Source organism: Ktedonobacteraceae bacterium, from assembly GCA_035653615.1.
Classification (GTDB): Bacteria; Chloroflexota; Ktedonobacteria; order Ktedonobacterales; family Ktedonobacteraceae; genus DASRBN01.
In genome coordinates, this window is the sequence record DASRBN010000041.1 from 81565 (window position 1) to 106800 (window position 25236).

A 25236-nucleotide genomic window follows, 5' to 3' on the forward strand; every position below is an offset into this window, starting at 1 on the left:
TTGCCAGAGGGCCTTGCCTCTTTTTGGGGGGTCTTCTTTACTCACTGAACCAGCACCTTTTGAGCAGAAAATTACGTGGCACCTCAAGGAGTATACCACACCTTGTTCGGGCAACAGAGAGTCCGGCGACAATTGTGACGTACATATATCTAGTTTAGAGCGTTTTAAGCGCGACATATGCACGCCATCCGAAACATGCGAGAGGATTTCTATGCGCTACTCCTTCCAACGCCTATTGCCCTCACTATTCGCGGTAAGCCTCTTGATAACCGCGCTAGCTGCCTGCAATAACTCTCCTGTCAACATCACTCCTACACCCACGCCGGTTCCGTTCTATACGTTGCCCACGGGTGGCTCCTGTGTGAAGCTCGGCACTCATCCACAAGCGCCCTATGAAAATGTTCGGGTAAGCCATGATAGCTATCTTGCGCACAGCGAACCCATGCTCGCGGAGGACCCGAATAATCCATTGCATCTTGTCGGCGGCTCCAAATTCTTTACCGACCCGGCCCACTATCGTTTTCAGATTGGCTATTACACCTCATTTGATGGTGGATGTACCTGGACAGATGGAGGCATTTTACCTGGTTTTGATAAAACGATACTCACTTCCGATCCGAGTTTCGCCTTCGGACCCAATAACAGGGTGTACGCTTCCATCCTGGATAGCGTGCCCAGCCTGAATGGGGAGAGCGGCATTGATGTCTTCACCTCTACCGACGGAGGCAAAACGTTCAGCACTCCGGTCAAGGTCTACTCGAATGCAACGGGCCGCGTCTTTAACGATAAGCCATGGATCGGCGTCGACAATACGCACGGGCCGTACCGGGGCAATATCTACATGGTGTGGTCATATGACCATGGAGCTTCCTGCGATGGAGCAGGCTTTTGCCAGCAAGAACTGGCATTCTCGCGTTCAACCGATGGTGGTAAAAGTTTCTCGCCGGTTCAACTCATTGAGGGGAAAGCCTCATTCTGCACCGATCATGTTCCAGGGCGGCAGGTCGGCTCAACAGCATGCGATGAGGCACTTGGTGCCATCCCGGCTGTTGAACCAGGTGGCACTATCACAGTTGCTTTTGCTTATGAAGATCCCATCGACTTTTCTGTACCAACGCGCCTGCTGGTGGTAACATCGCCCGATGGCGGCAAGACCTGGACGCAGCCCGCGCTGGCCGCAACCATTCATGATACCATTGGCGTATTTCCGCCGGAGAAGTATCGTACCGCCTCGCTGCCGGCGTTCGCCTGCGACCCACGCACAGGTCAACTTTATCTCGCCTGGGCAGATAAAGGGAAACATGATGCTGATATACTATTGACCGCCTCGAAAGATTCTGGGCAAACGTGGTCGACACCTGTACGGGTGAACGATGACCCGGTAGGAGATGGCGCGAATCAATTCCAACCACAACTTGCGGTCGCTCCTGATGGCGTTGTCAGCGTCTCATTCTTTGACACGCGAATTGATCCACAGCATAAGCTGATCGATGTCTACCTGGCACAGTCTATCGATCAAGGGAAATCTTTCCTCAAAAATATACGGGTGACGACGCAAAGCTGGGACCCGGCAGTCGATGCCCCGGTCGATGAGAACGGCTTGCAGTTCATCGGCGATTATCAGGGACTATCCAGCGATGATCACTTTGTCCACCCGTTCTGGAACGATACACGAACAGGCCGCCAGGAAATCTTCACGGCAGCCATTCCGAGCGCGGGGTTGAAATGAGCGTTACAATCTAACCACCATGCCGGGTATGTACATGCGGGCGGCGAGCAAGCATACGCAACACCAGCAGGCCACCGACAAAGACCAGGCCGGAGATAAGCGCCAGCAACCACATATAAGTGCCCTGACCCGCAAGGTAGAGATCAAGCGCGGTCGTTAATAGCCACAATTGAATTCCTAACAAGAGGATGCCAATCGCAAGCCCCATCAGGACGACAGCAACCTGCCCAAGCGGCGGGCGGCGTTCAATATCGCTGGTGGTTTCGCTTAATGGATAAGTCCTACCGTTCATTGAGGCTCCTCCTCCACGGCATACACCGTATTGCCTTCTTGCTGGAGTACGATCTTCGGTAAGGAACGCTGTGGCGGACCGGCCAGGGGCGATCCCGTTTGAGCATCGAACACTCCATCGTGACAGGGACAGAGGAGATTCCCACTCGCCGGGTCGTAATAGACGGCACAGGACAGGTGCGTGCATTTTCCACTAAATGCGACGAAGCGCCCATTGGGCAGGTGGAGCAGGATTGCCTCGTCCTCAGATGTAGGGTAGTGAAAGTAACTGGCACTCCCCACGGGGATGTCCGTCGTCTTCGCAATGGCCTGCCTGCGTATCGTGCGTAGAGGATTGAGATAGCTCAACGCCGCTATTCCGGCAGTCGCGACAAAGAGCGCACCGGAGGCCATCACCGTGAAACGCAGGAGTTCGCGGCGCGAGACCTGGTCGTCCGCGTCCCAATGGTAAGGAAATTCTGCCTGCCAGCGCGTGGCGCGCGAACGACGGCGCGTACGCTCGGTTTTCGCGGGAGCAGGTTCGCTTTTTTTCATCATAACACCCATGCCTCCTCTTTTGGTTGCCCTGTTGGCCGCGCGGTTTGATTGCGCGCCTCAAGTAGTTCCATCAGATCTAATCGCGGTGTTTCCTGTGGCAAGACTTGATAGACCCTGGTACGTACAGACTGTCCTCCAAAACTGGTAACATTGACGGGATGTCCCTGGCGCTGATTCATGAATTCCTCGTAGTCTCCATACCACAATGCCTGCGTCGGGCAGGCCTGCGCGCACCAGGGTTTGAGGTCCTGACTGGTACGGTCGTAGCAGAGATTGCACTTTTTCATCAGGCGAGCCTGCACGTCAAACTTGGGTACGCCAAAGGGACAGGCATACACACAGTTGCGACAACCGATACAACGCGATGGCTCCGCCTGCTGCACAACACCCTCAGGTGTGATGAGAATAGCCATAACCGGACAGACCTGGGCGCAGGGAGCCAGCGGGTCCTCACAGTGCATACAAACGGTTGGCTGTGTGGCTACACTGACCTCGCGGTTCACGAAATCGACCATCACCATGCTTTCACCCTTGTGTGAATCGCATTCGCGGCAGGCGGCCTCGCATGCCCGGCAACCGATGCAGCGAGAAGGATCAACAAACAACGTTTTGACTGCCAATTTTTTCCTCCTTTCAGCCTTCCAGGACAGGCACAAGGCGCTCTCCCTACATCCCTCATGCCATGAATTTAGAAAGTCTTCGCATCTTTTGCCGGCTGATCCTTCGTTTCCCCAACCGTGTACGGGAACATCTTGGGCGCGTTTTCCGGCGTAAAGTTCTCAATGACTCCATCGGTTCCAGGTGAAACGGCCGGTGCATTTAGCTTCTCTACGGTTGCCGCGCAGGCCTTATATTCTGGGATCTTCACGTTTGGCTCAACGGCAGGATTGGTGAGCTGGTTGACCGAGCGTTCGTGCCCATAATGATAGGGAATGAAGAGCGTGTCCGGCCGGATGGTCGGTACAACGAGGGCTTTCACTTCCATCGCAAAGCGTGGCGTACGCACACGCACGATTTCATCATTGACAATCCCTAGTTTTGCGGCAGCCTGCGGATGAATCTCTACCCATGGCTCGGGCGCTTGATCGTTCAGGAAACCCAGCCGCCGGGTCTGATTGCCACTCAGGTAATGGTAGACGACGCGCCCGGTGGTGAGACGGAATGGGTAATTCTCTCCAGGTTCTTCGGCAGGAGGCGCATAGGGAATGGGGAACATCCTGGCCTTGCCATCCGGGTGACCAAAACGCTCAGTAAAGAGCCGCGGCGTGCCAGGGTGATCGAGCGATGGGCAGGGCCAGAAGACGCCGCCCTGCTCGTCTATTTTCTCCCAGGTAATGCCGTAATAATCAGAGACACCTCCTTTAGAAGCGACGCGGTATTCATTCCAGATATCCCGAGCTGACTCAAACGGGAAGAACTTGCCACGACCAAGTCGTTTGGCCAGTTCGGTCACGATCTTCCAATCCTGCAAGGATTCACCGGCAGGCTCTGCTGCTTGATTGATCTTGATGACGCGGCCCTCAAGGTTGGTGGTTGTACCTTCATCTTCGCACCATACACTGCCTGGGAGAATGACATCGGCAAGCTCAGCAGTTTCCGAGAGAAAGAAATCAACCACTATCAGTGGATCAACACGTTCCAGGGCCTGTTGCACCACGCGGTTATCCGGCAACGACACCATAGGGTTCGAACACACTATCATGCAACTGCGAATCTCGCCATCCGCCATCAGGTGAATCATCTCGGTCGCGGCTGCTCCCTCCCAGGGCAACTCATCGACCGGTATGCCCCAGACATTGGCTATGTACTCGCGATCCTCCGGCACATCGATATGCCGGTAACCGGGAAGTTGATTGGCTTTCTGACCGACCTCGCGCCCACCCTGACCATTGCCCTGACCCGTCACCATCATGCAACCACTGCCAGGCTTGCCGAGCTGCCCGCGTGCCAGGGCAAGATTGATACAGGCCAGGCAATTGTTTACACCGTGCGTGCTATGCTCAATCCCTCGCGCGTGCATAACCAGCGAACGCTCGGCTCGACCGTAGAGGCGCGCCGCCGCTAGAATGTTTTTCGCAGGCACTCCCGAATGCTTCTCCGCGAACTCCAGCGTAAACGGTTCAACTGATGCGCGTACCTCTTCCCATCCATTCGTGCGCGTGCGCAGGTACTCCTCGTCAATCATCCCATCGGCAATAAGCTGCCGGAGTATGGCATTGAGAACGGCGATATCAGTGCCCGGGCGCACAGGTAGCCAGAGGTCGGCGGTACGTGCCAGAGGCGTCTCGCGCGGATCAATGACGATCAGGCTGGCACCTTTATCACGCGCGCGCCACATCCATTGCATCATGATTGGGAAACACTCGCCAACATTCACGCCAACGGCCAGCATGCAATCCGTCAGAGGAATATCAGTCATCGGCAAGGGAGCGCGATCAATACCAAAGGCTTTAGCATACGCGACCGCTGCCGACGACATGCAGAGGCGACCATTGTAGTCCACGTGCCGCGTACCGAGACCTACACGCGCGAATTTGCCCATGATATAGCATTTTTCATTCGTCATCGAAGAGCCGCTATAGATGGCTACGGCATCTTTGCCATGTTCAGCCTGAATCTGCTGCCAGCGGCTCACGATGTAGTCCAGGGCCTCATCCCAGCTGGCACGCTCCAGCCGACCGCCTTTCCCACCTCGTCGAATCATGGGATAGCGCAGGCGATCAGGATGGTTGACCTGCTGGTATGCCACAACTCCTTTCGGACAGAGCGAGCCGCGATTATGTGGAAAATCCCGCGGTTCCACGCCAATAACCTGCCCATCCAATACGCGAAGGTTCATGCCACACTGCACGCCACAGAAAGCGCAATGAGTTGGCACAAGCGCCTCAGGCACACGATCCGCGGCTCTCCAACCGGTGGCAGGTTTCCCGGCGGACTCGAAATCGTAGTTGAAAGCGCGATCGGGTTGAAAAAAATCTTTATTGACTGACATTTCTGAATCCTTCTAGAGAAACCTCTTGCCCATCAATTGATAGTATGCCTGACCACGCAGCACACGCTTGCACGTTGGACAATAATCCTGAAGTAAACCGCGATCTCCTCCCAGGTCGTAGCGCTGACCTAAATCGCCCAGAACGCCTTCGAGATCTTTGATGAACTGCTCGGATGGAAACTGCTGACCGCAGCGTTTGCAATGACCCGTCTGTGGCTGCTTGCCGTAATGCTCCACATCCTGGTTGACCGTTTGATACAACGTGACACCGATACTGGCCGGTCGCTCGATAATATGAAAAAACTTGCCAAACGGAATCGAGAGCAGCCAGACCACCACCACCGCTTCATGTACGAGCGAAAGGAACCAGTAATACCTGCCTCCCCATAATGTGGATGAAGCCGTGAGCGCTAATCCGGTAATCGCAATCGCCACAAGCAAGGCTATTGGTACGAGGTCAAATCCGAAACGCTGAATAGCAAGCAATCCAGCGTCAGTAACCCGCCGCCATAAGGCAATCCCCAATCCGATCAGGAGCAGTGCAGCGGTAAAATCCAGCCCATGGAAGATAACAAAGCCTATCGCAGAGTTGATCGGAAAGGTAAAAAGCGGCAGACCAAAGAACCAGACCTCGTATCCACCATGCGGCATCAACGTGAAGTGAAGCCAACCGAATGTGAGCGGGATCGTGATAGCTAGCGATAGAATGACGCCCCAGAAGATGCACATGTGCATAATCCAGCGCTGCAGGCTTCGCTTCAAGATGAAGGTCTGCCCGAAGATATCTGTCCACCAGGCCTTTGGAATAAGCAACGTGTAGCGCCGGAAGTTACGCCAGGAGAGAAAATTTGCCCAGCCGGCGCGAAAGTAGCGCCAGGTTGGAGGACGGCCAATCCAGAGCGTGTAACGATAGGTCAGAGCCACAAGGGCAAACAGAACCGCTACAGCATAGCCGATCAAGGCCGCGTCGAAGTCTCGCAGCCCACGCGAGCCAATATAAATCAAAAGAATCAGCACCGCTGCCACAAGAATAGCAATAAGTGCCGCAATTCTGGCGGAACGCACTATTTCAGGCCCTCTATCGTGCTGCAACCTGAACCTCCTCTCTGCATCGCTATGAACTGAGCATCTAAGGTGTATCACTCTATGCTAGTTGTAGCAAAAAGAATGTCTTCAGACAAACACAGCAATACTATATGGAGAAACGGCCCAATTCCAACATCATGCTAAAGGATGAAAGTCCGAATCCTCTTGCTTGACATACTGATTCGGGTTTGTTATAGTTTCATTTAAGACTGATCGGTCTGTGTTGAGAGAGGAGAGGATATGCGTAAAGGTGAGCAGACGCGCGAGATGATTTTGGAGCGGGCGGCGGAGTTATTCAATCAGCAGGGATATTTCGGCACCTCCCTTTCAGACCTGATGCGCGAGACAGGTCTGGAAAAAGGCGGCATCTATAATCACTTTCGGGGCAAGGATGAGCTTGCGATAGAGGCGTTTGAGTATGCCTGCAAAGTAGTATGGCAATCCGTTGAAGAGGAACTGGTAGGCAAGGTTAACGCTGTTGATCGCTTGCTCGCAATGCTGGCCGCGTATTGCCGCTTAATCGACAACCCTACATTACCCGGCGGATGTCCGGTCTTAAATACCGCTGTCGAATCTGATGATGCCCACCCGGCTTTAGCCGGACGAGCACGTTGGGCTATGACACGCTGGCGCAGGTGGATTCATAAGACCGTATCGCGTGGTATTGCGGCCGGTGAAATAGGCCCTGAAACCGACGTCGATACACTCGCTTCAGTCATCATCGCCACCATTGAGGGCGCAGTTATGTTAAGCAAACTCTACGATGATCCGGTGCATATCTATCGCGCGGTTGATCACCTGACGGGATATATCAACACCATACGGGCATGAATTATCCTGCGTTAGAAACGAAAATCTTCTGTTCGTTCCCGGCAGGGTCAGATTCTTCGCTGCGCTCAGAATGACATGTCCCCGCGGGGCGTGTCATTCTGAGCGCAGCGAAGAATCTGACCCTGCATCTTCAGGGATAGGAATCGGAGAAATGTTCAGATTGCCGTAGTGATTCGTGGCATAGACGGGTGATTGCATGGCAGCAGCGAATGCATTTTGCGCTGCCGGTGAAGATTCAATCCTCCAATCCCTCTCTTTATCGGTGTTAAACCAGACGAAGGCTTTGATACTGGGATAATTATGCGGCAACTGAACGGTGAAGGCATCGGTGATCCAGGCTGCTTTATTGCCCGATTGCTCCTGAGAGGCCATTTCAGCAATCATAATTGGTTTGGTCGTGAAGCTGGTGAGCGAGGTATAGCATCCTTTCACATCAACAGTAAATGTCTGCCACGTGCCCTCGGTGCCGTTATATGCATCCATGCCAACCCAGTCCACGTAGGCATCTCCAGGATAGAGTTCCTTGAGCAGGCTGGTCTGATTATCAAAGGCGTAGGGTGCCCAGACCCAGCTAACATTGGTTGCGCCTACAGATGTAAAGATATCATGGACATGACGCCACATTTTTACAAATAGCCCTGCCTGGTTGCCATTTTTCTGTTCTGACCACGGCTGCCACTGGCCGTTCATCTCATGGGCGAACCGCAAGAAAAAAGGATGACCCCATGCTTTGGCCGCCTCAGCCCATTGCCTGATATAGCTATCGAACTCCCCACCAATAATACGTTCTAAGGAATGGGTATTAATCGTTTTACCAGACACGGTCGTATACTGGCTGGTATCAGGAAGATGTGGTGTCCACGTGACCACCGGAATGGAGCCGCGGCTGCGCGTCGTATTCATCCAACTCACGTTAAAAGCGGCAGAGTTATAGGTATTATCCCACCTCTGAAACCACATATAGAGCGCCACACGTTTTTTTGCATCATGTTCGAATGTATCAAGCGTGGCAAAATCCGGCAGGCCACTACCGGCGGGGCCAACATGCACGAACGCACCATAGTAGATCGAGGGCGACTGAAGTTTGGGAATCGGTGTACTCGTTTTCATCATCGTGGGCGAAGGCGAAGGCGAAGGCGCTTTGGGAATCGAAGCGCCGGTTTGCATACACGAAGTCAAAAGCAGTGAGATGATGGACAAGACTGGAAGTATGAAATGAAAACCACGTGGACATAGCATATGCCCCAACATCGTTCTCATGCGCATACCAGACTTTGCCCCCAAAAGTTCAGGAAAGAGCAGGGAAGTGATTACCCACACCTGAAACGACTTCACAATTTAGCTTCTCTTGCTGATAAAACGCCTGGAGAACTAAATTGTAACAAGCTACTTCACTTCAGGTCTAACAGACTAGAATTATGGGTAATCACCGGCTTCCTTTTAGCTATACTTCATCTCGAGGTAGCGCCCGCGCAGCGCATTGACCTGCGATTTCACATTTTTCCCACGGATGGCATCGTGCATCAGTTGAGCAAGTTCGCCCATAGCGCGTTCATCCATGCCAAAGCGCGTCATCTCCTGCACGCCGATGCGCAGTCCAGAAGGATTGCGCGGGTCAGTATCACCGGGAACCATATTGTAGTTCACAATGATATCGTTCGCTTCCAGGCGTTTGGCGACCTCGACGCCGCCCCCCTGCTGCGCGACATTCACGGCAATCATATGGCTCCTGGTATAGCCAGAATCACGCGCCTCGACCGCTGTTCCGAGTTCATCGAGGCTACGACCAAGGGCCTGAGCATTGCGTACAATTTGCGAGGCATATTCACGCCCGTACTTTTTCATTTCGCGTGTAGCTACAACCAGGGCCGGTAGGGTATTGAGGTGATGGTTGCTGGACGAGCCGGGAAAGACGCCGCGATCGGCAGCAGGCCAGTATTTCTTTTCGCCTTCCGCATCCAGGTTGCCCAGAATGATGCCGCGCTGCGGGCCTGGGAATGTCTTATGGGTGCTGCCCGTCATCCAGGTCGCGCCCTCATGCAACGGGGACTGAAATTCACCGCCCGCGATCAATCCAAGAACGTGCGCGCCGTCATAGAGCAAGGGAATATCTTTCGTCTTACAAAAGGCGGCAACCTCGGAAACCGGCTCGGGGAAGAGGAAGAGGCTCTTGCCCATGACGACAAGCTGTGGCGCTACCTGGTCGATCAACTCGATGGTTTTCTGAGCATCAACATGATAATGATCGGGGGTCAAGGGCAAATAATGCAGGTGGATGGAATTTGAACCACCAAGTTTGAGCGATTGGCCGCGGCTCTGAATGCGCCTGCCAAAGACACCCACCGGCCCATGACTGATATGCCCACCAGCATCGGTCGAGTTGGCGACGACGGTATCACCGCCGCGCAGCCATGCCAGCGCTATAGCGGTGTTGGCCGCATTGCCGCTGATGGGACGTACATCGGCCTGCTTCACGTCAAAAAGATCAAGAATCTCGCGTGTCGCCATGCGCTCGATCTCATCAATGTAGCGCGTCCCCTGATAATAACGATTGATTTTATCGCCCTCATTGGGATGCCCTTCGGCGTAGCGGCCCATAAAGTCGGAAACCTGGACGCGGCGCACGGCCTCGCTAGGAGTGTTCTCGCTGGCAATCAAATTGATGGCCTGCGTCTGTCGCCAGGTATTTTCGCGTGCGATGATATCTTCGATGTCGCTGATATCTACTGTCATAGTTCGCTCCATTACACTGTTAAGGCGTTGATCAAATAGGTATTTTCAGTATACCAGCAGCGAGGATTAACAACAAGAGAAAAGAGCAAGAGATAATACTCTACCATTATCTTTTGATATGAGAAGAGGTATAGTGAGCACAGAAGAATGACAACGGCTGTGCTCGTTCAGTAGTTTCATACACAATGAGAAGAGGCAGGTATTTTCTATGGCAACCAACCCGAAATCAGCAGGATCAGCCTGGAACTGGCCGCGCAGGGGTGGAGCAATGCCAGAGACAGCGTTTCACGAACTCGAACAACTCTCGCCTGATCGCAGATATGAATATCTCGATGGCATGGCCTATCTCATGAGTGGAGACAGCGTTGCCCATCATCGCATCACCTGCAATATTGGTTATGCCCTGGATGTCCGGCTTCGTTCAGGACCTTGTCGAGCTTTCGGGGTGGATGTACAGGTACTTCTGGGGACGAAAAAAAATAACAAGAAACACTATGCCTACCCTGATGCAACTGTTTCTTGCAGCACTGGTGATCGGCGTCCAGAAAACACCCTGATTGAATCACCGCGAGTTGTTTTTGAAATATTATCACCCAGTACTGAGGCTCGTGACCGCGGCGTGAAGTTCAAAGCCTACCAGGCATGTCCAACGATACATGAAATAGTGCTGGTAAGCCAGTTCGCGCCATATGTAGAAATATGGCAGCGCGACGATCAGGACAGCGATATCTGGCACTATCGCCATTACGGTCCCGGTGAGGTCGTTGAGATCAACAGCATCGATGCACGGATTGATATCGCCGACATCTATCAAGGCCTGGATTTCGAGGAAGCCGAGCCAGGAGAAGAGTAGAAGGAGCGATACATTTTCATCCTGCATCGCTCCCATTATTTACCTGCGCCGCCAATTGTCACCGAAGAACAACGAAAACCTCGTTCACTTCGATGTTGGCCATTGATAGGCGTTTTGAATCGCAGTAGCGCTTCCAGAGGAATTGCTGGAGCTAAATTGTGGCTTATCCAACAAGGGCCACTGGTAGGCGCTCAACACATTGACCTTGCTCTGATTAATCGTGGTCCAGTCGTTGTTGAGGATGCCGCCAGTATCCCCTGAGTCCGCATTCCACGCCCAGTAGGTGTAGCTGATGTTGTTCTTTTTCAGGAATGATACCAGCGTGCGTTGCCACATACCCTCGATATCCTGGCCCATCGATGGCCCGCCGAACTCCCCCATCAACAGTGGGGCCGTCCCATCCTGTTGCAGATAGGCCCAATATTTCTTCCAGATGGGCGGCAGCGTGTATGCCAGATCTGCCGGTTTGGAGACACGGAACCACGACTGCTTATAGACACTGGGACCATAATCATGGGCCGAATAGACCAGTTTGCCCGGTTCTGACAGGCGCACGGGATATTTCGTCGCCCCTTCCAGGTTTCCACCCCACCAGTAGGAATCGCCTTGATAGACATCGATTCCCTCGACGATAATGAGCCACTGTGGATTGACGGCGAGAATGGCATTGCCAGCCTTTTCTGCCGCCAGGCGCCAATCGGTAGTGGGATTGCCACTACCCCAGGTAGCCGGGCTATGCGGCTCGTTGTCCAGGTCCGCTCCGATGATGGTCGTGTTTCCCTGATAGTGTTTTGCCAGCATCACCCAGTCCTGAATCCACCGCGCCTGAGACACCTGATTGGTGTACCACAAGGCAGTTCGCTGGTCGGCAGTGGGATCATGACGATCCAGGATGACCTTCAAGCCAACAGTATGAGCGCCCTCTATAATCTTATCCATGAGTGCCAGACCCTGAATGCCCTTGAGATCAGGGTTCAGTTGGTAGTTGATTCCCTGTGGCTGGCTGCCCGGATCGAAGAGCTGATCGGTGAAAGGCAGGCGAAGCGTGTTGAAGCCCGCCTGGACCATCTGCTTGAGCATATCTTGCCAGTTGCGCATCCCTAAGCCATGCGGGGCAAAACTACTGGTCTCAAAGCCAAACCAGTTGACGCCGGTGAGCGTGACCTGGCAGCCCGAGGAGGCATCCACCAGTTCACTGTGAAAGGTTTTGAGGAAACCTACCTGATAACCTGCCCGGCACGGCCCGGGGGCCTTCTTTGTAACAGGAGTAGAAGTTTTTGTTGCAGGAGTATGAGAGGCTTTTTTCAAAACGGTAGTAGCAGTAGGCGCACAAGCAGTCAGGATCAGTGTTCCCAAAATCAAGAGAGGCAATATTCTCCTCGCCTGAGTACCTGCTATGCGGGGACGTCTCATATGACTCTTCCTTTCAATACGATTTCAATATCATATAGAAGTAATAGGGGCTTCCAGGTGCCTGGAAGACCATTTAGACAATCACAAGTATACACAGTTTTATCTCTGGCATACCTGGAAAACGCCTTATTAGCTCAAGGCTAGAATCTCAAGAGCATGAGGATAGATAGCTGTTGATATTGCTAAGATACATGTACAATCAGTGTATGAGATATATATCTAGAAGCAAGCTAGTGATTTAAGCTTGCTCAGTTTTCCAGGCGCCCGATTCTCCTCGACCTCTCGTTCAGGAGGAAAGTTGTGTGCCTTTCCGTCAGAAAAGCGTTGACGATGCCTGGCAAACAACTATTGTAAGCCATATTTGTGGAGATTCATGAGATATTGTTTACATCCTAAAAATCCACACGAGAATAGAGAGCCAATTATTTCATCATCAGGCAGCTCCAATATGGCTCCATCCGGCGCCTCCACGCGCCTGATGCCGGTCGCTGTAGGAGAACATGTGACCTGCCAGGTCTGTAAATATTTACTACAAGGAGCGCTGCTCGGTGATTGTCGTGTGATCAGGTGGATCGGCTCCGGTACCTTTGGCGATGTATATGAGGCTGAACAACTGCCGCCATTAAACAGGCGAGTGGCAATTAAGGTTATGCACGAATGTGTTGCTGAGGGTACATCGACCGACCTCTTTGCGCGCGAAGTGAGTACAATCGCCGTCCTGGATCACCCGAACATTTTGCCGGTCTTGCGCGTAGGGATGATCGAGGATGGGCGCTGCTATCTTGTGATGAAGTTTGCGGCACACGGTTCTCTGCAAAATTATTGCCGGTCGACTTCCCAGGATAGGTCCATCCTACCGGCGGCCCTGCCTGTCGAGATGCCGGTTTTCTGCCAGAGTAGTATCTCCCGGGAAACCATAGCGATGCCGGAGGTAGATGAGCAGTTTGCGGTAGAACTCGGGCAAGATGAAGCAGCAGGTACATCCATAGTGTCAAACCCTGGCAAGCCATCCGTGATGACCCCTCAGCAATTATTGCCCTATGTAGAGGGTGCCGCGGCTGCCCTGCAATATGCACATGAACACGGGATCATTCACCTGGATGTGAAACCGGCTAATTTATTGCTGGATAGCGAAAATCGCATCATGCTGGCCGATTTTGGTGCCTCAACGTTCTTAGAGGGTTGTACGCATGCCTCGTTGCATACCTACGTAGGCACCCCTCTCTATACGGCTCCAGAGCAATGGCTGGAGCAGCCACGCGCCGCCAGCGACCAATATGCGTTGGCGGTAACCTGCTACCAGTTGCTCACAGGGCGCCCTCCTTTCACAGGTAGCTTGTATGCGATCATGCTTGGTCACCTGCAAACGTCGCCGCCTTCTTTCCGTGAGTTTAACCCACTCATCCCTCCACAAGTCGAGGCTGTGATCCTGCGCGCGCTTGTGAAGGAACCCGCTGAACGTTACGAGGACATGCTCACCTTCGCACGCGCATACCGGGAAGCGCTGGAGGATGCTACCAGAGCACAAACAGATGCTGAAGAACCGAAGCCGAGCCGGGCGCCTATGATCAGGAGTACACCGAGGCGCGCAAAAAGAGGGAGAAAACTGGCGCCGATCATAGTGCCGGTATTATTGCTGCTTCTACTTCTATTGGGGAGTGCTCTGGGATGTATGCGAGTTACAAATCCCTGTTTTTTAGGTATCTGCCCTGCTATGCGATTAAGCAATAACGAGGTAAACATTATCAATGATGCGACGCAGGTGGTGAAAATCAGCAATCCGGGTTCAGCCAACCTGCAGTGGCAGGCAACTCAACTAAATAATTTCTCATGGCTGGCAGTTTCACCGGTAAGAGGAATAGTCGCGCCGGATAAAACAGGTTCGTTCACCCTGACAACGCATACAGCCGGTTTGCAGAATGGTCAATACATTGACATCGTGCGTGTAACGGGCAGGAATGTGGCGGCGCAGGATGTACAGGTGATATTGAGCGTGCAAAATGGCTTAAGCCAGGTTGCGGTAACGAGTACAGGGCTTAGATTTCTGTGCGAGCAGGGCAGTTTACGACCCTCGTCTCAGATCATAACGATCACGAACAAAAGTGGGCATCGGCTGGATTTCTATACAAGGTACAATGAAAATAGCTGGTTACAGGTAACGCCAGGTCAGGGCAGCCTGGATGATGGAAACTCTATTGATTTGAAGGTCAATGTGGTCATTGTCCAATCTCTGAACCCCTCTACCAATCTGGCAACAGTCTCAGTCATTGGCAAACTGGATAATCAACCAGAACCGGCGCTTCTGCAGTCTTACGATTTTACTCTGACTGTGGCTCAACCACCCGGAGGAGCGACGACTGCGTAATGCCTTTACTACGTTTGCAACACCAACCCTGACTCAAGGGCGACCACGTCATGCTGAGCGCAGGAGCCGAATCCCTGGGGCCATGGGTGCAGATTCTTCCCCGTTCGCTCCACTCAGGGATTCGGCTCCTGCGCTCAGCATGACAGGGCCTGAACCACTCCGTTTCCTACGACAGCGGCCACTGATAGGCGTTCTGAATTGCGCTAGCATTTCCGCAGGGATTGCTTGAGCTTGGGGATTGCGGCTTATCCAGTAGAGGCCATTGATAGGCCTTTAACACATTGACCTTGCTCTGATTAATCGTGGTCCAGTCGTTGTTGAGGATGCCGCCGGTATCTCCTGAGTTTGGATTCCATGCCCAGTAAGTGTAGCTGATATCGTTCTTTTTGAGGAATGAGACCAGCGTGCGTTGCCACACTCCCTCGGTATCCTGGCCCATCGACGGTCCGCCGAACTCCCCTACGAATACGGGGGCAATGCCATCCTGTTGCAAATAGGCCCAATGCTTCTCCCAGACCGCAGGTAGCGTATTGACGAGGTCCGATGGCTTGGGAGCCTGGAACCACGGCTGATTGTAGACACTGGGGCCGTAATCATGAGCCGAATAGACCAGCTTGTCCGATTCCGACAGGCGCACCGGGTACTTCGCTGCCCCTTCGAGGTTTCCACCCCACCAGTAGGAGTCGTTTTGGTATTGATCGATTCCCTCGACGATAATGAGCCACTGCGAATTGACGGCGAGAATGGCGTTGCCGGCCTTTTCAGCGGCCATTCGCCAATCGGTGCTGGGGTTGCCATCGCCCCAGGTAGCCGGGCTATGCGGTTCGTTGTCCAGGTCTGCCCCAATGACGGTCGTGTTTCCTTTATAGTGTTTTGCCAGCATCACCCAGTCCTGGATCCACTGCGCCTGGGACATGTGGTCGGTATACCATAACGACGGGCGCTGGTCGGCGGTGGGATCATGACGGTCGAGAATCACCTTCAAGCCATCGTTATGGGCACCCTGGATAATTCGATCCATCAGCGCCAGTCCTTTCAACCCTTTCAGGTCAGGGTTCAGCTGGTAGTTGATCCCATTCGGCACGCTGCCCGGGTCGAAAAGCTGATTGGTGTATGGCAAGCGAATGGTGTTAAAGCCGGTCTGGGCAATCTGCTTGAGCATATCTTGCCAGTTGCGCGCCCATAGCCCATGCGGGGCAAAAGTACCGGTCTCAAACCCGAACCAGTTCACCCCTGTGAGTGTTACCCGGCATCCTGCTGACGCATCCACCAGTTCACCATGAAAGGTACTGAGGTAACCTGCTTGATAACCACGTGGACAGGCCGCGCGAACTTCGCCCATCTCAGAAATGGAGCTTTTGGCCGAAACAGGTAAAGTAGTGAAAAGTATCCAGGCAGTCAAAATTACCATTCCCAAATGCAGTGGAGGCAGCATACTTCTCCACCAGGAACCTACGGTACAGAAACGTCTCATTTCACTCTTCCTTTCCAGGCAATCTAGAAATTGTAAGGGAGATTCCTAATCCGAAGCTCTGGCTAGATACGAGCATACGTATGTGAAGACATGCTGTTGTCTGTATCCAACCAGGTCTTTTCCAGCACAGGCCGCATTATCTCTGTTTCGATGGCAACAGTACCTTGTCCTGAGTATGTCAGGAGACGAACAGATCAACCGGTCCTACAGTGCTCATTTTGCGGGAAAATGATTGTTCTTCCAAAAAGCTGATCAAGTGTGAAGACAAAAGTATCCCAAAAGCCTTTATTTCATGCACCCAGCACCCAACACCGGCTATGACCGAGGCTCCAACAATGAACACACGCTGGTACTCTGTTGGAATTCACTGCGCTGAGTTCCGTGCTTGATGAAGAAACAGCAAACAGCGCAAGCTTGTGACAAGTATAAACTATTTTACTCCAAGTTTGCTTGGAAAGTGCCCTTTAATCTCAATACATTCATCTCATGGATGTGAGAATTATGAAAACGAGAGAGCCACCGTTCTTTATATGACTGAGTGCGAATTGGTATTAGTGTTCCCATTTGTTAATTTCCCGCAACACCCACCACCAATTGCCAGAAAAATACTGCTGCGGACTTAATACATCTTGCGACTTAGAAAAATACACCTTTAAGACTAATGAAAACAAACCTTGCTGGTATATCCTTTGAGTAGTCGATGATGCGCTTGAATCAGATGTTAAGACTTTCTTTATAGCAAAGGAGAATTTATGGAGGCAACTTCTGTGCTGCACGCCAACCATCTGAAAAAATACTTTGGCTCAGTGAGAGCTGTAGAAGACGTGTCCCTGGACGTCCAAAGGAATGAAATTTTCGGTTTCCTGGGGCCAAACGGAGCAGGCAAAACGACAACCATCAACTTGCTGCTTGGTCTAACCTATGTCACTGCCGGTACAATCACAATCTTAGGCAAAGAGGTAACTCCTCAACATACTGCCGTCTTGCGACGTGTAGGTACAATGGTAGGCAGTCCTGAACTGATGCTTTCCTTTTCCGCACGCAGAAACCTTCAACTACTTGCTTACCTCTATCCTGAGATACCAGCTCAGCAGCGCATCGAGGAGGTGCTGGAACTGGTAGATCTGCGAGAGACCACAAACCGCCCGGTACGGACCTTCTCATCAGGTATGAAACAGCGGCTAGGCCTGGCTCTGGCGTTATTTAATAAACCTGAGCTATTGATCCTGGACGAACCAACAAATGGTATGGACCCGGCGGGTATGCAAGAGGTACGTTTGCTTCTGCGCCGATTGTCGGAACAAGGTGTGACAATTTTTCTTAGCAGCCATTTACTGCATGAAATGGAATTGCTGTGTGATCGTGTAGCTGTAATTCAACGCGGTCAAATTATTGCTCAAGGTAAGGTTACCGACCTGCTGCCTAAACAAACAATTGTTCAGGTGCGTACTGCGCTTCCGCAGCAGACGCTCCAGGCCCTTCGGGATCTTCCCGACGTCAGGCATATACAGTCCAACGCCTCTTTTATTGAAGTGCAAGGCGTTTCTAGCGAGCAAGTAATGTCTTTCCTGGTAGCTCGCGGTCTAACACCCCAGGAAGTGAGAGTCAATCACCCTGATTTAGAGAGCGTCTTCCTGGAACTGACACGGTAAAGAATTTAGAACAGTATCCAAAGAGAAGTATCTACATAACAAGCTAGGAGGATAACATGTTCTGGCATATCCTACATATGGAAAGCGACAAAGTTTTTAAACGCCGTCTACTCTGGATCGGCCTGACCATAGCAATTTTGCCCATGATCATTGCTTTTATTGCTTTCTTCAACGTCGACCGGAGCGTATCCTTCTCCGGTTACTGGGTCTGGCCTGGCGGATTCACCAGCGCATTGGCCTTTGCTAACGGCTATTCGCCAGGCTATGGTTACGCTGCTTATCTGCTGGCTGTAGTAGTAGGGCTAGTAAACGCTCAGGAATACTCATGGCGCACTATGCAACTCTGGCTAGGCCATGGTATCTCACGCCCTCTCCTTGTGCTTGCCAAATTTGTGACAGCATTGGTACTCGTCCTACTGGTTACACTGGCCTTCCTCCTTACAGGTGGTCTGGTCTCCTTATTACTTACCTTCCAACTTCATAGCAGTGCTGATCACAATGTTCTCGACGTTGCCCAACTCCTGCTCAGCTACCTGCGTACCTGTTATGGGCTGCTGCCCTATGTCGCGTTGACTTTTCTGCTTGTCGTGGTAAGCCGCTCAGCGGCAGTTGCTATCAGCGGAGTAGTGCTGTTCATGCTGGCAGTAGAACTTCCTCTTACTGCTCTACTGCCTCTGCTTGGCAAGGGCTATGCGCAGGCAGCACAATTTCTTCCTGCCGGGCTTGCCAATACGATGAACCAGCAAAATTACGCGGCGGCTCATCTTTCCACACCTACCCTCCTTTCCACTGATCACCTTAGCCCGGCCATTGCTGCTACATGCATCGCAGTGTATACTCTGGTTTTACTCGGCATCTCGCTCTGGATCTTCGAGCGTCAAAATTTGTCAAACTAAGTTAGTTGCTATCTCTTCCATCAATCAGACTAGAAAGGATAGGCGCTCTCATATGTATACCCATGACATCGGTACCGCGTCCCCTGGTGAGTCTGTTGCCTATTGCGAGAGCATATATCGCCTGCTCCACAAAGATTGCAGTCTGCATGTTAATATGGAGACCCGCATCGCCAGCCTGCTACACGAGCAACCACTCACCATTCTTACGCAGCAACAATTTACCCGCAACGAATGGCTCCTGCTGCTCGTCCTGCTGCACAATTATCCCTATTATGCGCCCCATGAAATGCTGCTGGCCAGTATCACCTGCCTATCGGTTGAAGAGTGCCGCAGGCGCCTTCAGGATGCGCGCCGGCTAGGAACCGAGGAACTGCGGCGCGAGCTTAAACCAGTCTATCGAGCGATGTGCCATATTCGTGCTAAGCTCAGTAAGTTACATCCCGATTTAAAAGTCTCGCTTGTACGCGATATCGGCTACCTGCTCACCGCACCTCTTCAAGGAGACCACGCTGTATCGCAAAGAAACATTCAAAATGAGGAAAGCGATTCATTGAATGAATGGTGACCAGGTAGCTACATCCTGCATTTCACGGCATGACAATCACGTGTTACTCTTGTTTATCATCTAGCATGCTTTGCGATAAACAAGAGTAACCACTTCCTCCTGAGCTAAAAAACCTGTTATACTGTAGATAACTGAAGAGGGCTATCCCACACAGTCGAAGGAGTTAATCATATGCACCTCAACTTCATATCTTTCCAACGACTGCAATGGAAGTTGATGTTTTCGTATGTTCTCCTTACACCGATTGTGCTGCTCGTCATTGAATTTCTGCTATTCGTAGTGACACTTGTCATCATTGAACTCTTCTTCGTCCCCTCACTGGTACTCTATGGCCTGCAACAATACCAGCCTCAGCTCAGTCCCTTCTTTGCGCATAATGGCATGCCTGATCAGCAAGCTTTAGCATTGTGGTTGAAGCATCCAATAGGCAATCCTTCTGGATATCAACCTGAGTTTCGCGTCATTGTGGATAAGGATGGACGAGTGATTGTTTCCAGCAATGACAAAATCATATCATCAGGCATTCTACTGGAGCCACTTCTCCCATCGGAGGCTGCGGCAAACCTGCGACAAGTATTAGCAGGCAAAGGCGATAACCAGGGTATGGTGAGCAAAAGCTCGAATGGCGCAGTTATCGCCATGGTCCCGATCAGGGGAGATAACAGCAGGGTTGATGGTGCTCTTATCGACGATACCGGGCCTAACGTCTATATGCAAGAAGCAAAGTACTGGCTCGGCTACGACTCGGCCTATATCTTCATCACTGCGGGCGCTTACACCTTCTTTGCGGTTGTCATTGGCATGATCAGCGGTTTTTTCACCGCTCGCACCATTACCCGCCGTTTCAATACCCTGGCTGTCGCTGCCGACAATTGGAGCCAGGGCGATTTTTCAACTTTTGTACAGGATGACTCGCGCGACGAACTTGGACAATTATCTCGCAAGCTGAATCGCATGGCCGAGCAGCTACAGAACCTTTTGCAAACTCGCCAGAAACTTGCTATCGTCGAAGAACGCAATCGATTGGCACGCGACTTGCATGACAGCGTTAAACAACATATTTTTGTCATTGCCTTGCAGGTCGGAACAGCAAAACTATTGCTGGATAATGAACCGGATATAACCGGAGCTCAACATCGCCTCGTGGAAGCCGAACATGTTCTACAGTATGTGCAGGAAGAACTGAAAACATTGATCCATGAGCTACGCCCAATCGCGCTGGAAGGGAGAGGACTCAGGCCTGCCTTGCAAGAGTTGATTGAGCAGTGGGAACGTCAAACCGGTATTCAGGCCTCGCTCTCTATTGAAAGCGAGCAGGCGCTCCCTGTACTTGTGGAGGAAGCCTTATTTCGCGTAGCGCAAGAAGCACTCTCGAATGTAGCGCGTCACAGTCAAGCCACCTCTGTCCAGGTGCGACTGGTAAATGAGGCGGATCGAGTTACTCTCTCGATCATCGACAATGGTCAGGGCTTCGATGCTACAGCGGCCGAGAGAAAGGGTATCGGTCTTTTCTCAATGCAGGAACGGATGCAGGCTTTGGATGGCGATGTAAAGATAGAGAGCCAGCCTGGGAAAGGAACGCGGGTCTTTGCTTATTGTGCCAGAGAGTTTAGTGAGAGCAAGAAAGGAGAGGGGTGCCGGCCGATCATACTAGAGTAGTGTTCTGAGGCCGGCGCCTGGTATTGAGCCAGGATGGAACAGATTACGATTCTAATCGCCGACGACCATACCCTCGTCCGGCAGGGTATCCGTACCTTTTTAGAAGTACACCCCGACTTCTCGATTATAGGTGAGGCCGATTCAGGTGAGGCTACTGTACACCTGGTTGCCGAGCTAGTTCCCGATATCGTCCTCATGGACCTGGTCATGTCGGGCATAGACGGCGTAGAGGCGACCCGGCAGGTCAAGCGGGTTAGCCCACATACTCAGGTAATCGTCCTCACCTCCTATGATGAGGACGAATACATCTTTCCGGCTCTACGAGCAGGAGCTCTTTCGTATATCTTAAAAGATGTGAGTATTAACGAACTGGCCGAGACGATTCGCAAAGCGGCGAGGGGCGAGTCGGTTTTACATCCACGGGTCGCGGCACGGGTTGTTCAGGAATTGCACCACGAATACAAGGAGATTCCCAGCCTTTTCTCGGAACTCAGCACGCGCGAGCTAGAAGTCCTGCGTCTCATTGCGAGCGGATTGTCCAATGCCGCTATCGCCACTAAATTGGTGATCAGTGAAAAAACGGTGAAGGTTCACGTCAGTAACATTCTAAGCAAGCTACATATGCTTGACCGCACACAGGCAGCAGCATTTGCCTGGCAGCAAGGATTGATGCGTCGAGAAAACCCATAACTCAGGAAGATTAAAAGCACCTATGGGAAAGGATGGGGTACGATGTTCTGCATATCAGGCTCAAAATCATCCTCTCGATGGCCTGCCGTTCGCGGCACTGTGCGGAGACGCGGCAGGCCAAAAACACGTTCCTTTTTCCACCCAAAGTCTATTGGCAGAAGTCCTGGCACAAGCACGCAAACCGTTTTAAGCCCGGAGCGAGCCTGTTCATTGCTCGTTTGATCCACCACAATAACATCCATCCCCAGTTGCATCATCATCCCAATGCAGGCCATCAGGTCATCGCGCAAATCCTGGTGACGTGGCCAGAAAACTTGCCAATCACGATATGCTTCCTCTATGGAACAACTCGTAGGATTTTGATAGAGGAAATCGACGTATGACGCCATTTCTGGCGCTGTAAAGAGGAGAGAATGGTGTTCTAATGCCGTCACTTTCGAAAAGTCTTGTACCATTGCTTGTATCTGCGCGAGCTTGCTTTCTATACGCAGCAACGTGTCAGGAACATAGCAAGTAAGCTCGCAGAGCGCGCCACGAATGGCATCTTCTGGGTTCAGCCCTGCTCCGGCTGCCACCAAAAGATTTGCTAGCCCTGGTTCCTTCCGTTTTGCAACGGCCAGGATCGATGGGATGCGAATATCGTAACGTGTATCGAACAGGTGAAGTTCGTAGCCTAATTTTTCTATACCCTCCAGCGCGCTTAAGGTCTCCAGGCTATGGCTACTCTGGGGGTCGATTTTCGGAGGAGCAAGTCGCGCATACCAGGTCATGAGAAAGGCATCACGCTCGATCAACTCGATTAAGCCATAGAGAATAGCTTCTTCAAGGCAGGAACCGGTGGCACAACCGCTTGAGCACCCTTGAACAAAGTTGGTCTTCAGATGGAGATGATTCATGTAATAAGCAAGCTGCTCGGGCACTAAAATGGGGCGAGCTCGTTGAAAAGAATAGCCCCACACCCATGAAAGCTGCATTTCAGGCGAAAAAGGCAGATACTCAGAGGTCATCTGGTAAAACTCTGGCCGGTATAAGCCGCAGGTGCGTGGGTCGAGAGCCATAGGTGAGAGATGCTCATAGCTATCGTAGACAGTTGAGACCTTGCTGCGCGGCATCAGGCCGCAGAAACGTTCGATAGCTTCTAATAGTCCCAGATACAAACTCTGGTAATAACTGTTGCCATGCCCACTCCACATAATCGTATGTATGCCATGTTTGCTTCTCATGTCAAACTCTCCCAACACAGGGGAAGCAAGCGTATGTCCAATTTCAGACACCGACCCATGTCCTACCACCCCGCAAAGTGGATTTATCAACCCCTCTACCGGTAATGCGTAATCAGTGGCCTTCACAAGCCGGTAGTTGGAAGGATTGTGCTTGGGCCGCGATTCGAGTTGAAACCAGGCCATTTCAGAGCTATCGAGTGGCAGGGTTGTGCAAACGGTACAGGAGGAATCCTGTATCAAGTAAAGTTGAGAAAGTTTCAACGTCTCAAGATCGAGTGTATAGAAAGGAAAAACTCCGTTCCTGGAATCTGTTCCAGCTTGCTCCAGGGCATGCAGCAAAATCTGCCATATGGCATCCAGGGCAAAAGTCGTTATTCTTGGATTATATCCATTAACCGCGACTTGCTGCGCCCGCACAATGGCCCGTTGTTCATCTTTATTGCGATTATTGAACCATCGCCGCGACAGGCAATTGGGACAAGGAGAAGCAGGCAGGGTGGGTATATATAATGGGCCAAGAATGGCATGTGTGCGGAAGAGCTTCACCGGGTACGTCACTTTGCCTTTCCAATACGGCACTTCCTTCAAGATTGCCCCATGATCTTTCAAGCCAAGCACCTCGAGGTCGATAATCAGTCCAGGTAAGTTGGAGCGATCTAAGATATCTGGCGCGCCCATTTCATTGAAGTGTTCCGTCAAAGACCGCTGGATGACGGAAAGAGCCTTATCGGGCAACTGATCAGTTGAACTGACATTGATACGCGTATTCGAGCGCTGACCTACTTGTAACAAAATCACACCCCCAATTCTGGCAGATAATGACGAATACGAATCATTGGCAAAGGCGCCTGTCTGGATGCAACAGAGAAGGCGGGCGCCAGGACAGGGACCAGCCACTGCCCCTCCAGCTACAAATCCGCATACAGGCTCTCCTTTAAAAAGGTAAGTATTTGCTGCCAGGAATCCGCAGCTGCTGCCGCCTGCATCGCGGGTGTACCACCAAAAGCAATCAGCATTCCTGGCATAGGTGAAAGTGTAATCATGGGTGGAAGGGAAGGAAGACCATAGGGAAAACAAACAAAATGGCCCGCTCCGGCATAGCTGAGATGCCTGTAGGGATAAGGATGATCGTGGCGGCGCAGCCGGTCCATCACTAGCTCAGCAAACACTGCTGATGGCCAGAGCTGGTCTTCTTGACCTGATAGTAAAAGAACAGGCCCCTGGATATTTTCAACGGGAATAGTCGCATCCGCAACCTGCTTGCTTCTCTTTAGTGTTTTAAGAAAAGCGGGTGTGCTGGCAAAGGGTCTGCGGCTTAGCCACTTTCCCCAGAACAGCACCATACCGAAAAAATTCGGTTTATAAGGGACGTAGGGAAGAGGCTCGCCATGATATGTCCAGGAAGGCAACGAAAAATCGCTGCTATTGCTCTTGACTCCACCATACACAATCGCACTGGGCGAGCCAGCAATCACAGCCCGAATGGCAGGGATTGTCGCGCCGAGCAGCAAAGCGAGTTCACCCCCGCGTGATAGGCCAATGACAGCTATCTTTTGAGGAACCACTCGCTCCTGATTCTGCAACCAATGAACAGCCTTTTCAAAATACTCAAGTGGTATATTTACCAGTTCGCCGGGCAAATCTTCCAGACCAAAATAGGCGAGAGCAAGCGCCGCGTAGCCACGTGATGCCAGAAGAGCCGCAGCATTTTCATGCATGCCACCATCTGAGCCATTGAGAACAATGACAGCAGGATGTGGAGCGGGATCAGCCGGTAGAAAGAGTGTGCCTACCAATCCCTCATCCCGCAACGGTACCTCCGCGACACCCTGAGCAGCAAATACTCTCTTGATACTCTTGCTTGCTACCTCAGTCCCATTCACTTCCGCGGTAAGATTCACAGTCAGCGGGGTCGGTTTAGACTTGACGAAAAAAGTCGGGCGCTTCGTTTCCTGGGGAATCATCGACCAGAAAAACCCCATGGCATCAATTCCACTATAGGTACCATCGATGGGTTCCTGGGTACTAACATCGACACATCCATGAGAATCTGCAACAAACGTCGCATTGGAAGACCATTTTCGTAAGGAGCCATCCTGCGTTTCCACGCGTATAGTAACCGGCGCTCCAGGAGATAGGTTGGAGAGCCGAATACTTACCTGCTCATCAATGAGCGATATATCAGGGGTGACAGAGAGAATAGCTGTGGTGGCTACGTTTTTACTGATTTCCATCATCTTTCTCATT

Annotated in this window: 20 protein-coding genes; 9 read left to right on the forward strand and 11 right to left on the reverse strand. The window is 51.9% G+C overall.

Annotation, left to right across the window (positions count from 1 at the left end; all coding sequences use genetic code 11):
- The first annotated feature begins 211 nt into the window (after positions 1-211).
- On the forward strand, positions 212-1729 hold the full coding sequence (locus tag VFA09_25355) for a sialidase family protein (GenBank protein HZU70626.1): 1518 nt from the start codon (positions 212-214) through the stop codon (positions 1727-1729).
- A 10-nt stretch (positions 1730-1739) separates the two neighbouring features.
- On the opposite strand, the gene VFA09_25360 is transcribed toward VFA09_25355, so the two are convergent.
- The 5 genes from VFA09_25360 to VFA09_25380 all read right to left on the reverse strand — a co-directional run bounded on the left by VFA09_25360 (position 1740) and on the right by VFA09_25380 (position 6641).
- On the reverse strand, positions 1740-2021 hold the full coding sequence (locus VFA09_25360; protein HZU70627.1) for a hypothetical protein: 282 nt from the start codon (positions 2019-2021) through the stop codon (positions 1740-1742).
- Positions 2018-2557: a Rieske 2Fe-2S domain-containing protein gene (locus tag VFA09_25365; protein ID HZU70628.1), complete on the reverse strand. Its 540-nt coding sequence runs from the start codon at positions 2555-2557 to the stop codon at positions 2018-2020. The genes VFA09_25360 and VFA09_25365 overlap by 4 nt, the downstream gene beginning before the upstream one ends.
- Positions 2554-3177, reverse strand: a complete 624-nt coding sequence (locus VFA09_25370; protein HZU70629.1) for a 4Fe-4S dicluster domain-containing protein — start codon at positions 3175-3177, stop codon at positions 2554-2556. Before VFA09_25370 ends, VFA09_25365 begins: the two co-directional genes overlap by 4 nt.
- Positions 3178-3245: 68 nt before the next feature.
- Positions 3246-5549 carry a molybdopterin oxidoreductase family protein gene (locus VFA09_25375; GenBank protein HZU70630.1) on the reverse strand — a complete coding sequence of 768 codons (2304 nt, stop codon included), beginning with the start codon at positions 5547-5549 and terminating at the stop codon, positions 3246-3248.
- 12 nt (positions 5550-5561) lie between these two features.
- Entirely contained in the window at positions 5562-6641 is a 1080-nt protein-coding gene (locus VFA09_25380; GenBank protein HZU70631.1) for a hypothetical protein, read from the reverse strand.
- A 234-nt stretch (positions 6642-6875) separates the two neighbouring features.
- On the opposite strand from VFA09_25380, the gene VFA09_25385 reads away from it, so the two are divergent.
- Positions 6876-7466, forward strand: coding sequence for a TetR/AcrR family transcriptional regulator (locus VFA09_25385; GenBank protein ID HZU70632.1), 591 nt, complete (start codon positions 6876-6878; stop codon positions 7464-7466).
- Between the two features lie 93 nt (positions 7467-7559).
- Here VFA09_25385 and VFA09_25390 read toward each other — a convergent pair whose 3' ends face one another.
- Positions 7560-8633: a glycosyl hydrolase gene (locus tag VFA09_25390; protein ID HZU70633.1), complete on the reverse strand. Its 1074-nt coding sequence runs from the start codon at positions 8631-8633 to the stop codon at positions 7560-7562.
- A 273-nt stretch (positions 8634-8906) separates the two neighbouring features.
- On the reverse strand, positions 8907-10199 hold the full coding sequence (locus tag VFA09_25395; protein HZU70634.1) for a serine hydroxymethyltransferase: 1293 nt from the start codon (positions 10197-10199) through the stop codon (positions 8907-8909).
- A gap of 208 nt (positions 10200-10407) precedes the next feature.
- On the opposite strand from VFA09_25395, the gene VFA09_25400 reads away from it, so the two are divergent.
- Positions 10408-11052 (forward strand): Uma2 family endonuclease, encoded by a 645-nt coding sequence (locus VFA09_25400; protein HZU70635.1) that lies wholly within the window; start codon positions 10408-10410, stop codon positions 11050-11052.
- A gap of 84 nt (positions 11053-11136) precedes the next feature.
- Here VFA09_25400 and VFA09_25405 read toward each other — a convergent pair whose 3' ends face one another.
- On the reverse strand, positions 11137-12465 hold the full coding sequence (locus VFA09_25405) for a glycoside hydrolase family 5 protein (GenBank protein ID HZU70636.1): 1329 nt from the start codon (positions 12463-12465) through the stop codon (positions 11137-11139).
- Positions 12466-12913: 448 nt separating this feature from the next.
- On the opposite strand from VFA09_25405, the gene VFA09_25410 reads away from it, so the two are divergent.
- The gene (locus VFA09_25410; GenBank protein HZU70637.1) at positions 12914-14830 is read left to right on the forward strand and encodes a serine/threonine-protein kinase; all 1917 of its coding nucleotides are present in this window, start codon (positions 12914-12916) and stop codon (positions 14828-14830) included.
- Positions 14831-14996: 166 nt separating this feature from the next.
- Here the strand turns inward: VFA09_25410 and VFA09_25415 are convergent, their stop codons facing one another.
- The gene (locus VFA09_25415; protein ID HZU70638.1) at positions 14997-16304 is read right to left on the reverse strand and encodes a glycoside hydrolase family 5 protein; all 1308 of its coding nucleotides are present in this window, start codon (positions 16302-16304) and stop codon (positions 14997-14999) included.
- A 752-nt stretch (positions 16305-17056) separates the two neighbouring features.
- Between VFA09_25415 and VFA09_25420 the strand changes: the two genes are divergently transcribed.
- The 5 genes from VFA09_25420 to VFA09_25440 all read left to right on the forward strand — a co-directional run bounded on the left by VFA09_25420 (position 17057) and on the right by VFA09_25440 (position 21766).
- Positions 17057-17956: an ABC transporter ATP-binding protein gene (locus VFA09_25420; protein HZU70639.1), complete on the forward strand. Its 900-nt coding sequence runs from the start codon at positions 17057-17059 to the stop codon at positions 17954-17956.
- 56 nt (positions 17957-18012) lie between these two features.
- Entirely contained in the window at positions 18013-18852 is an 840-nt protein-coding gene (locus VFA09_25425) for an ABC transporter permease (GenBank protein ID HZU70640.1), read from the forward strand.
- A 52-nt stretch (positions 18853-18904) separates the two neighbouring features.
- On the forward strand, positions 18905-19417 hold the full coding sequence (locus tag VFA09_25430) for a hypothetical protein (GenBank protein HZU70641.1): 513 nt from the start codon (positions 18905-18907) through the stop codon (positions 19415-19417).
- Between the two features lie 171 nt (positions 19418-19588).
- Positions 19589-21076 carry a sensor histidine kinase gene (locus tag VFA09_25435; protein ID HZU70642.1) on the forward strand — a complete coding sequence of 496 codons (1488 nt, stop codon included), beginning with the start codon at positions 19589-19591 and terminating at the stop codon, positions 21074-21076.
- A gap of 33 nt (positions 21077-21109) precedes the next feature.
- Positions 21110-21766 carry a response regulator transcription factor gene (locus tag VFA09_25440; GenBank protein HZU70643.1) on the forward strand — a complete coding sequence of 219 codons (657 nt, stop codon included), beginning with the start codon at positions 21110-21112 and terminating at the stop codon, positions 21764-21766.
- Between the two features lie 20 nt (positions 21767-21786).
- On the opposite strand, the gene VFA09_25445 is transcribed toward VFA09_25440, so the two are convergent.
- Both VFA09_25445 and VFA09_25450 read right to left on the reverse strand, forming a co-directional pair.
- A complete protein-coding gene (locus VFA09_25445) occupies positions 21787-23781 on the reverse strand; it encodes a TOMM precursor leader peptide-binding protein (protein HZU70644.1) in 1995 nt (664 codons plus the stop codon).
- Between the two features lie 116 nt (positions 23782-23897).
- On the reverse strand, positions 23898-25226 hold the full coding sequence (locus tag VFA09_25450; protein ID HZU70645.1) for an acyl-CoA thioesterase/bile acid-CoA:amino acid N-acyltransferase family protein: 1329 nt from the start codon (positions 25224-25226) through the stop codon (positions 23898-23900).
- Positions 25227-25236: the final 10 nt, after the last annotated feature.

Coding starts and splice junctions, on each gene's coding strand:
- VFA09_25440 (HZU70643.1), top strand. CDS start 21,110: ATGGAACAGATTACGATTCTAATCGCCGACGACCATACCCTCGTCCGG.
- VFA09_25405 (HZU70636.1), bottom strand. CDS start 12,465: ATGAGACGTCCCCGCATAGCAGGTACTCAGGCGAGGAGAATATTGCCT.
- VFA09_25450 (HZU70645.1), bottom strand. CDS start 25,226: ATGATGGAAATCAGTAAAAACGTAGCCACCACAGCTATTCTCTCTGTC.
- VFA09_25420 (HZU70639.1), top strand. CDS start 17,057: ATGGAGGCAACTTCTGTGCTGCACGCCAACCATCTGAAAAAATACTTT.
- VFA09_25385 (HZU70632.1), top strand. CDS start 6,876: ATGCGTAAAGGTGAGCAGACGCGCGAGATGATTTTGGAGCGGGCGGCG.
- VFA09_25360 (HZU70627.1), bottom strand. CDS start 2,021: ATGAACGGTAGGACTTATCCATTAAGCGAAACCACCAGCGATATTGAA.
- VFA09_25375 (HZU70630.1), bottom strand. CDS start 5,549: ATGTCAGTCAATAAAGATTTTTTTCAACCCGATCGCGCTTTCAACTAC.
- VFA09_25395 (HZU70634.1), bottom strand. CDS start 10,199: ATGACAGTAGATATCAGCGACATCGAAGATATCATCGCACGCGAAAAT.
- VFA09_25390 (HZU70633.1), bottom strand. CDS start 8,633: ATGCAAACCGGCGCTTCGATTCCCAAAGCGCCTTCGCCTTCGCCTTCG.
- VFA09_25435 (HZU70642.1), top strand. CDS start 19,589: ATGCACCTCAACTTCATATCTTTCCAACGACTGCAATGGAAGTTGATG.
- VFA09_25415 (HZU70638.1), bottom strand. CDS start 16,304: ATGAGACGTTTCTGTACCGTAGGTTCCTGGTGGAGAAGTATGCTGCCT.
- VFA09_25425 (HZU70640.1), top strand. CDS start 18,013: ATGTTCTGGCATATCCTACATATGGAAAGCGACAAAGTTTTTAAACGC.
- VFA09_25430 (HZU70641.1), top strand. CDS start 18,905: ATGTATACCCATGACATCGGTACCGCGTCCCCTGGTGAGTCTGTTGCC.
- VFA09_25355 (HZU70626.1), top strand. CDS start 212: ATGCGCTACTCCTTCCAACGCCTATTGCCCTCACTATTCGCGGTAAGC.
- VFA09_25365 (HZU70628.1), bottom strand. CDS start 2,557: ATGATGAAAAAAAGCGAACCTGCTCCCGCGAAAACCGAGCGTACGCGC.
- VFA09_25410 (HZU70637.1), top strand. CDS start 12,914: ATGGCTCCATCCGGCGCCTCCACGCGCCTGATGCCGGTCGCTGTAGGA.
- VFA09_25400 (HZU70635.1), top strand. CDS start 10,408: ATGGCAACCAACCCGAAATCAGCAGGATCAGCCTGGAACTGGCCGCGC.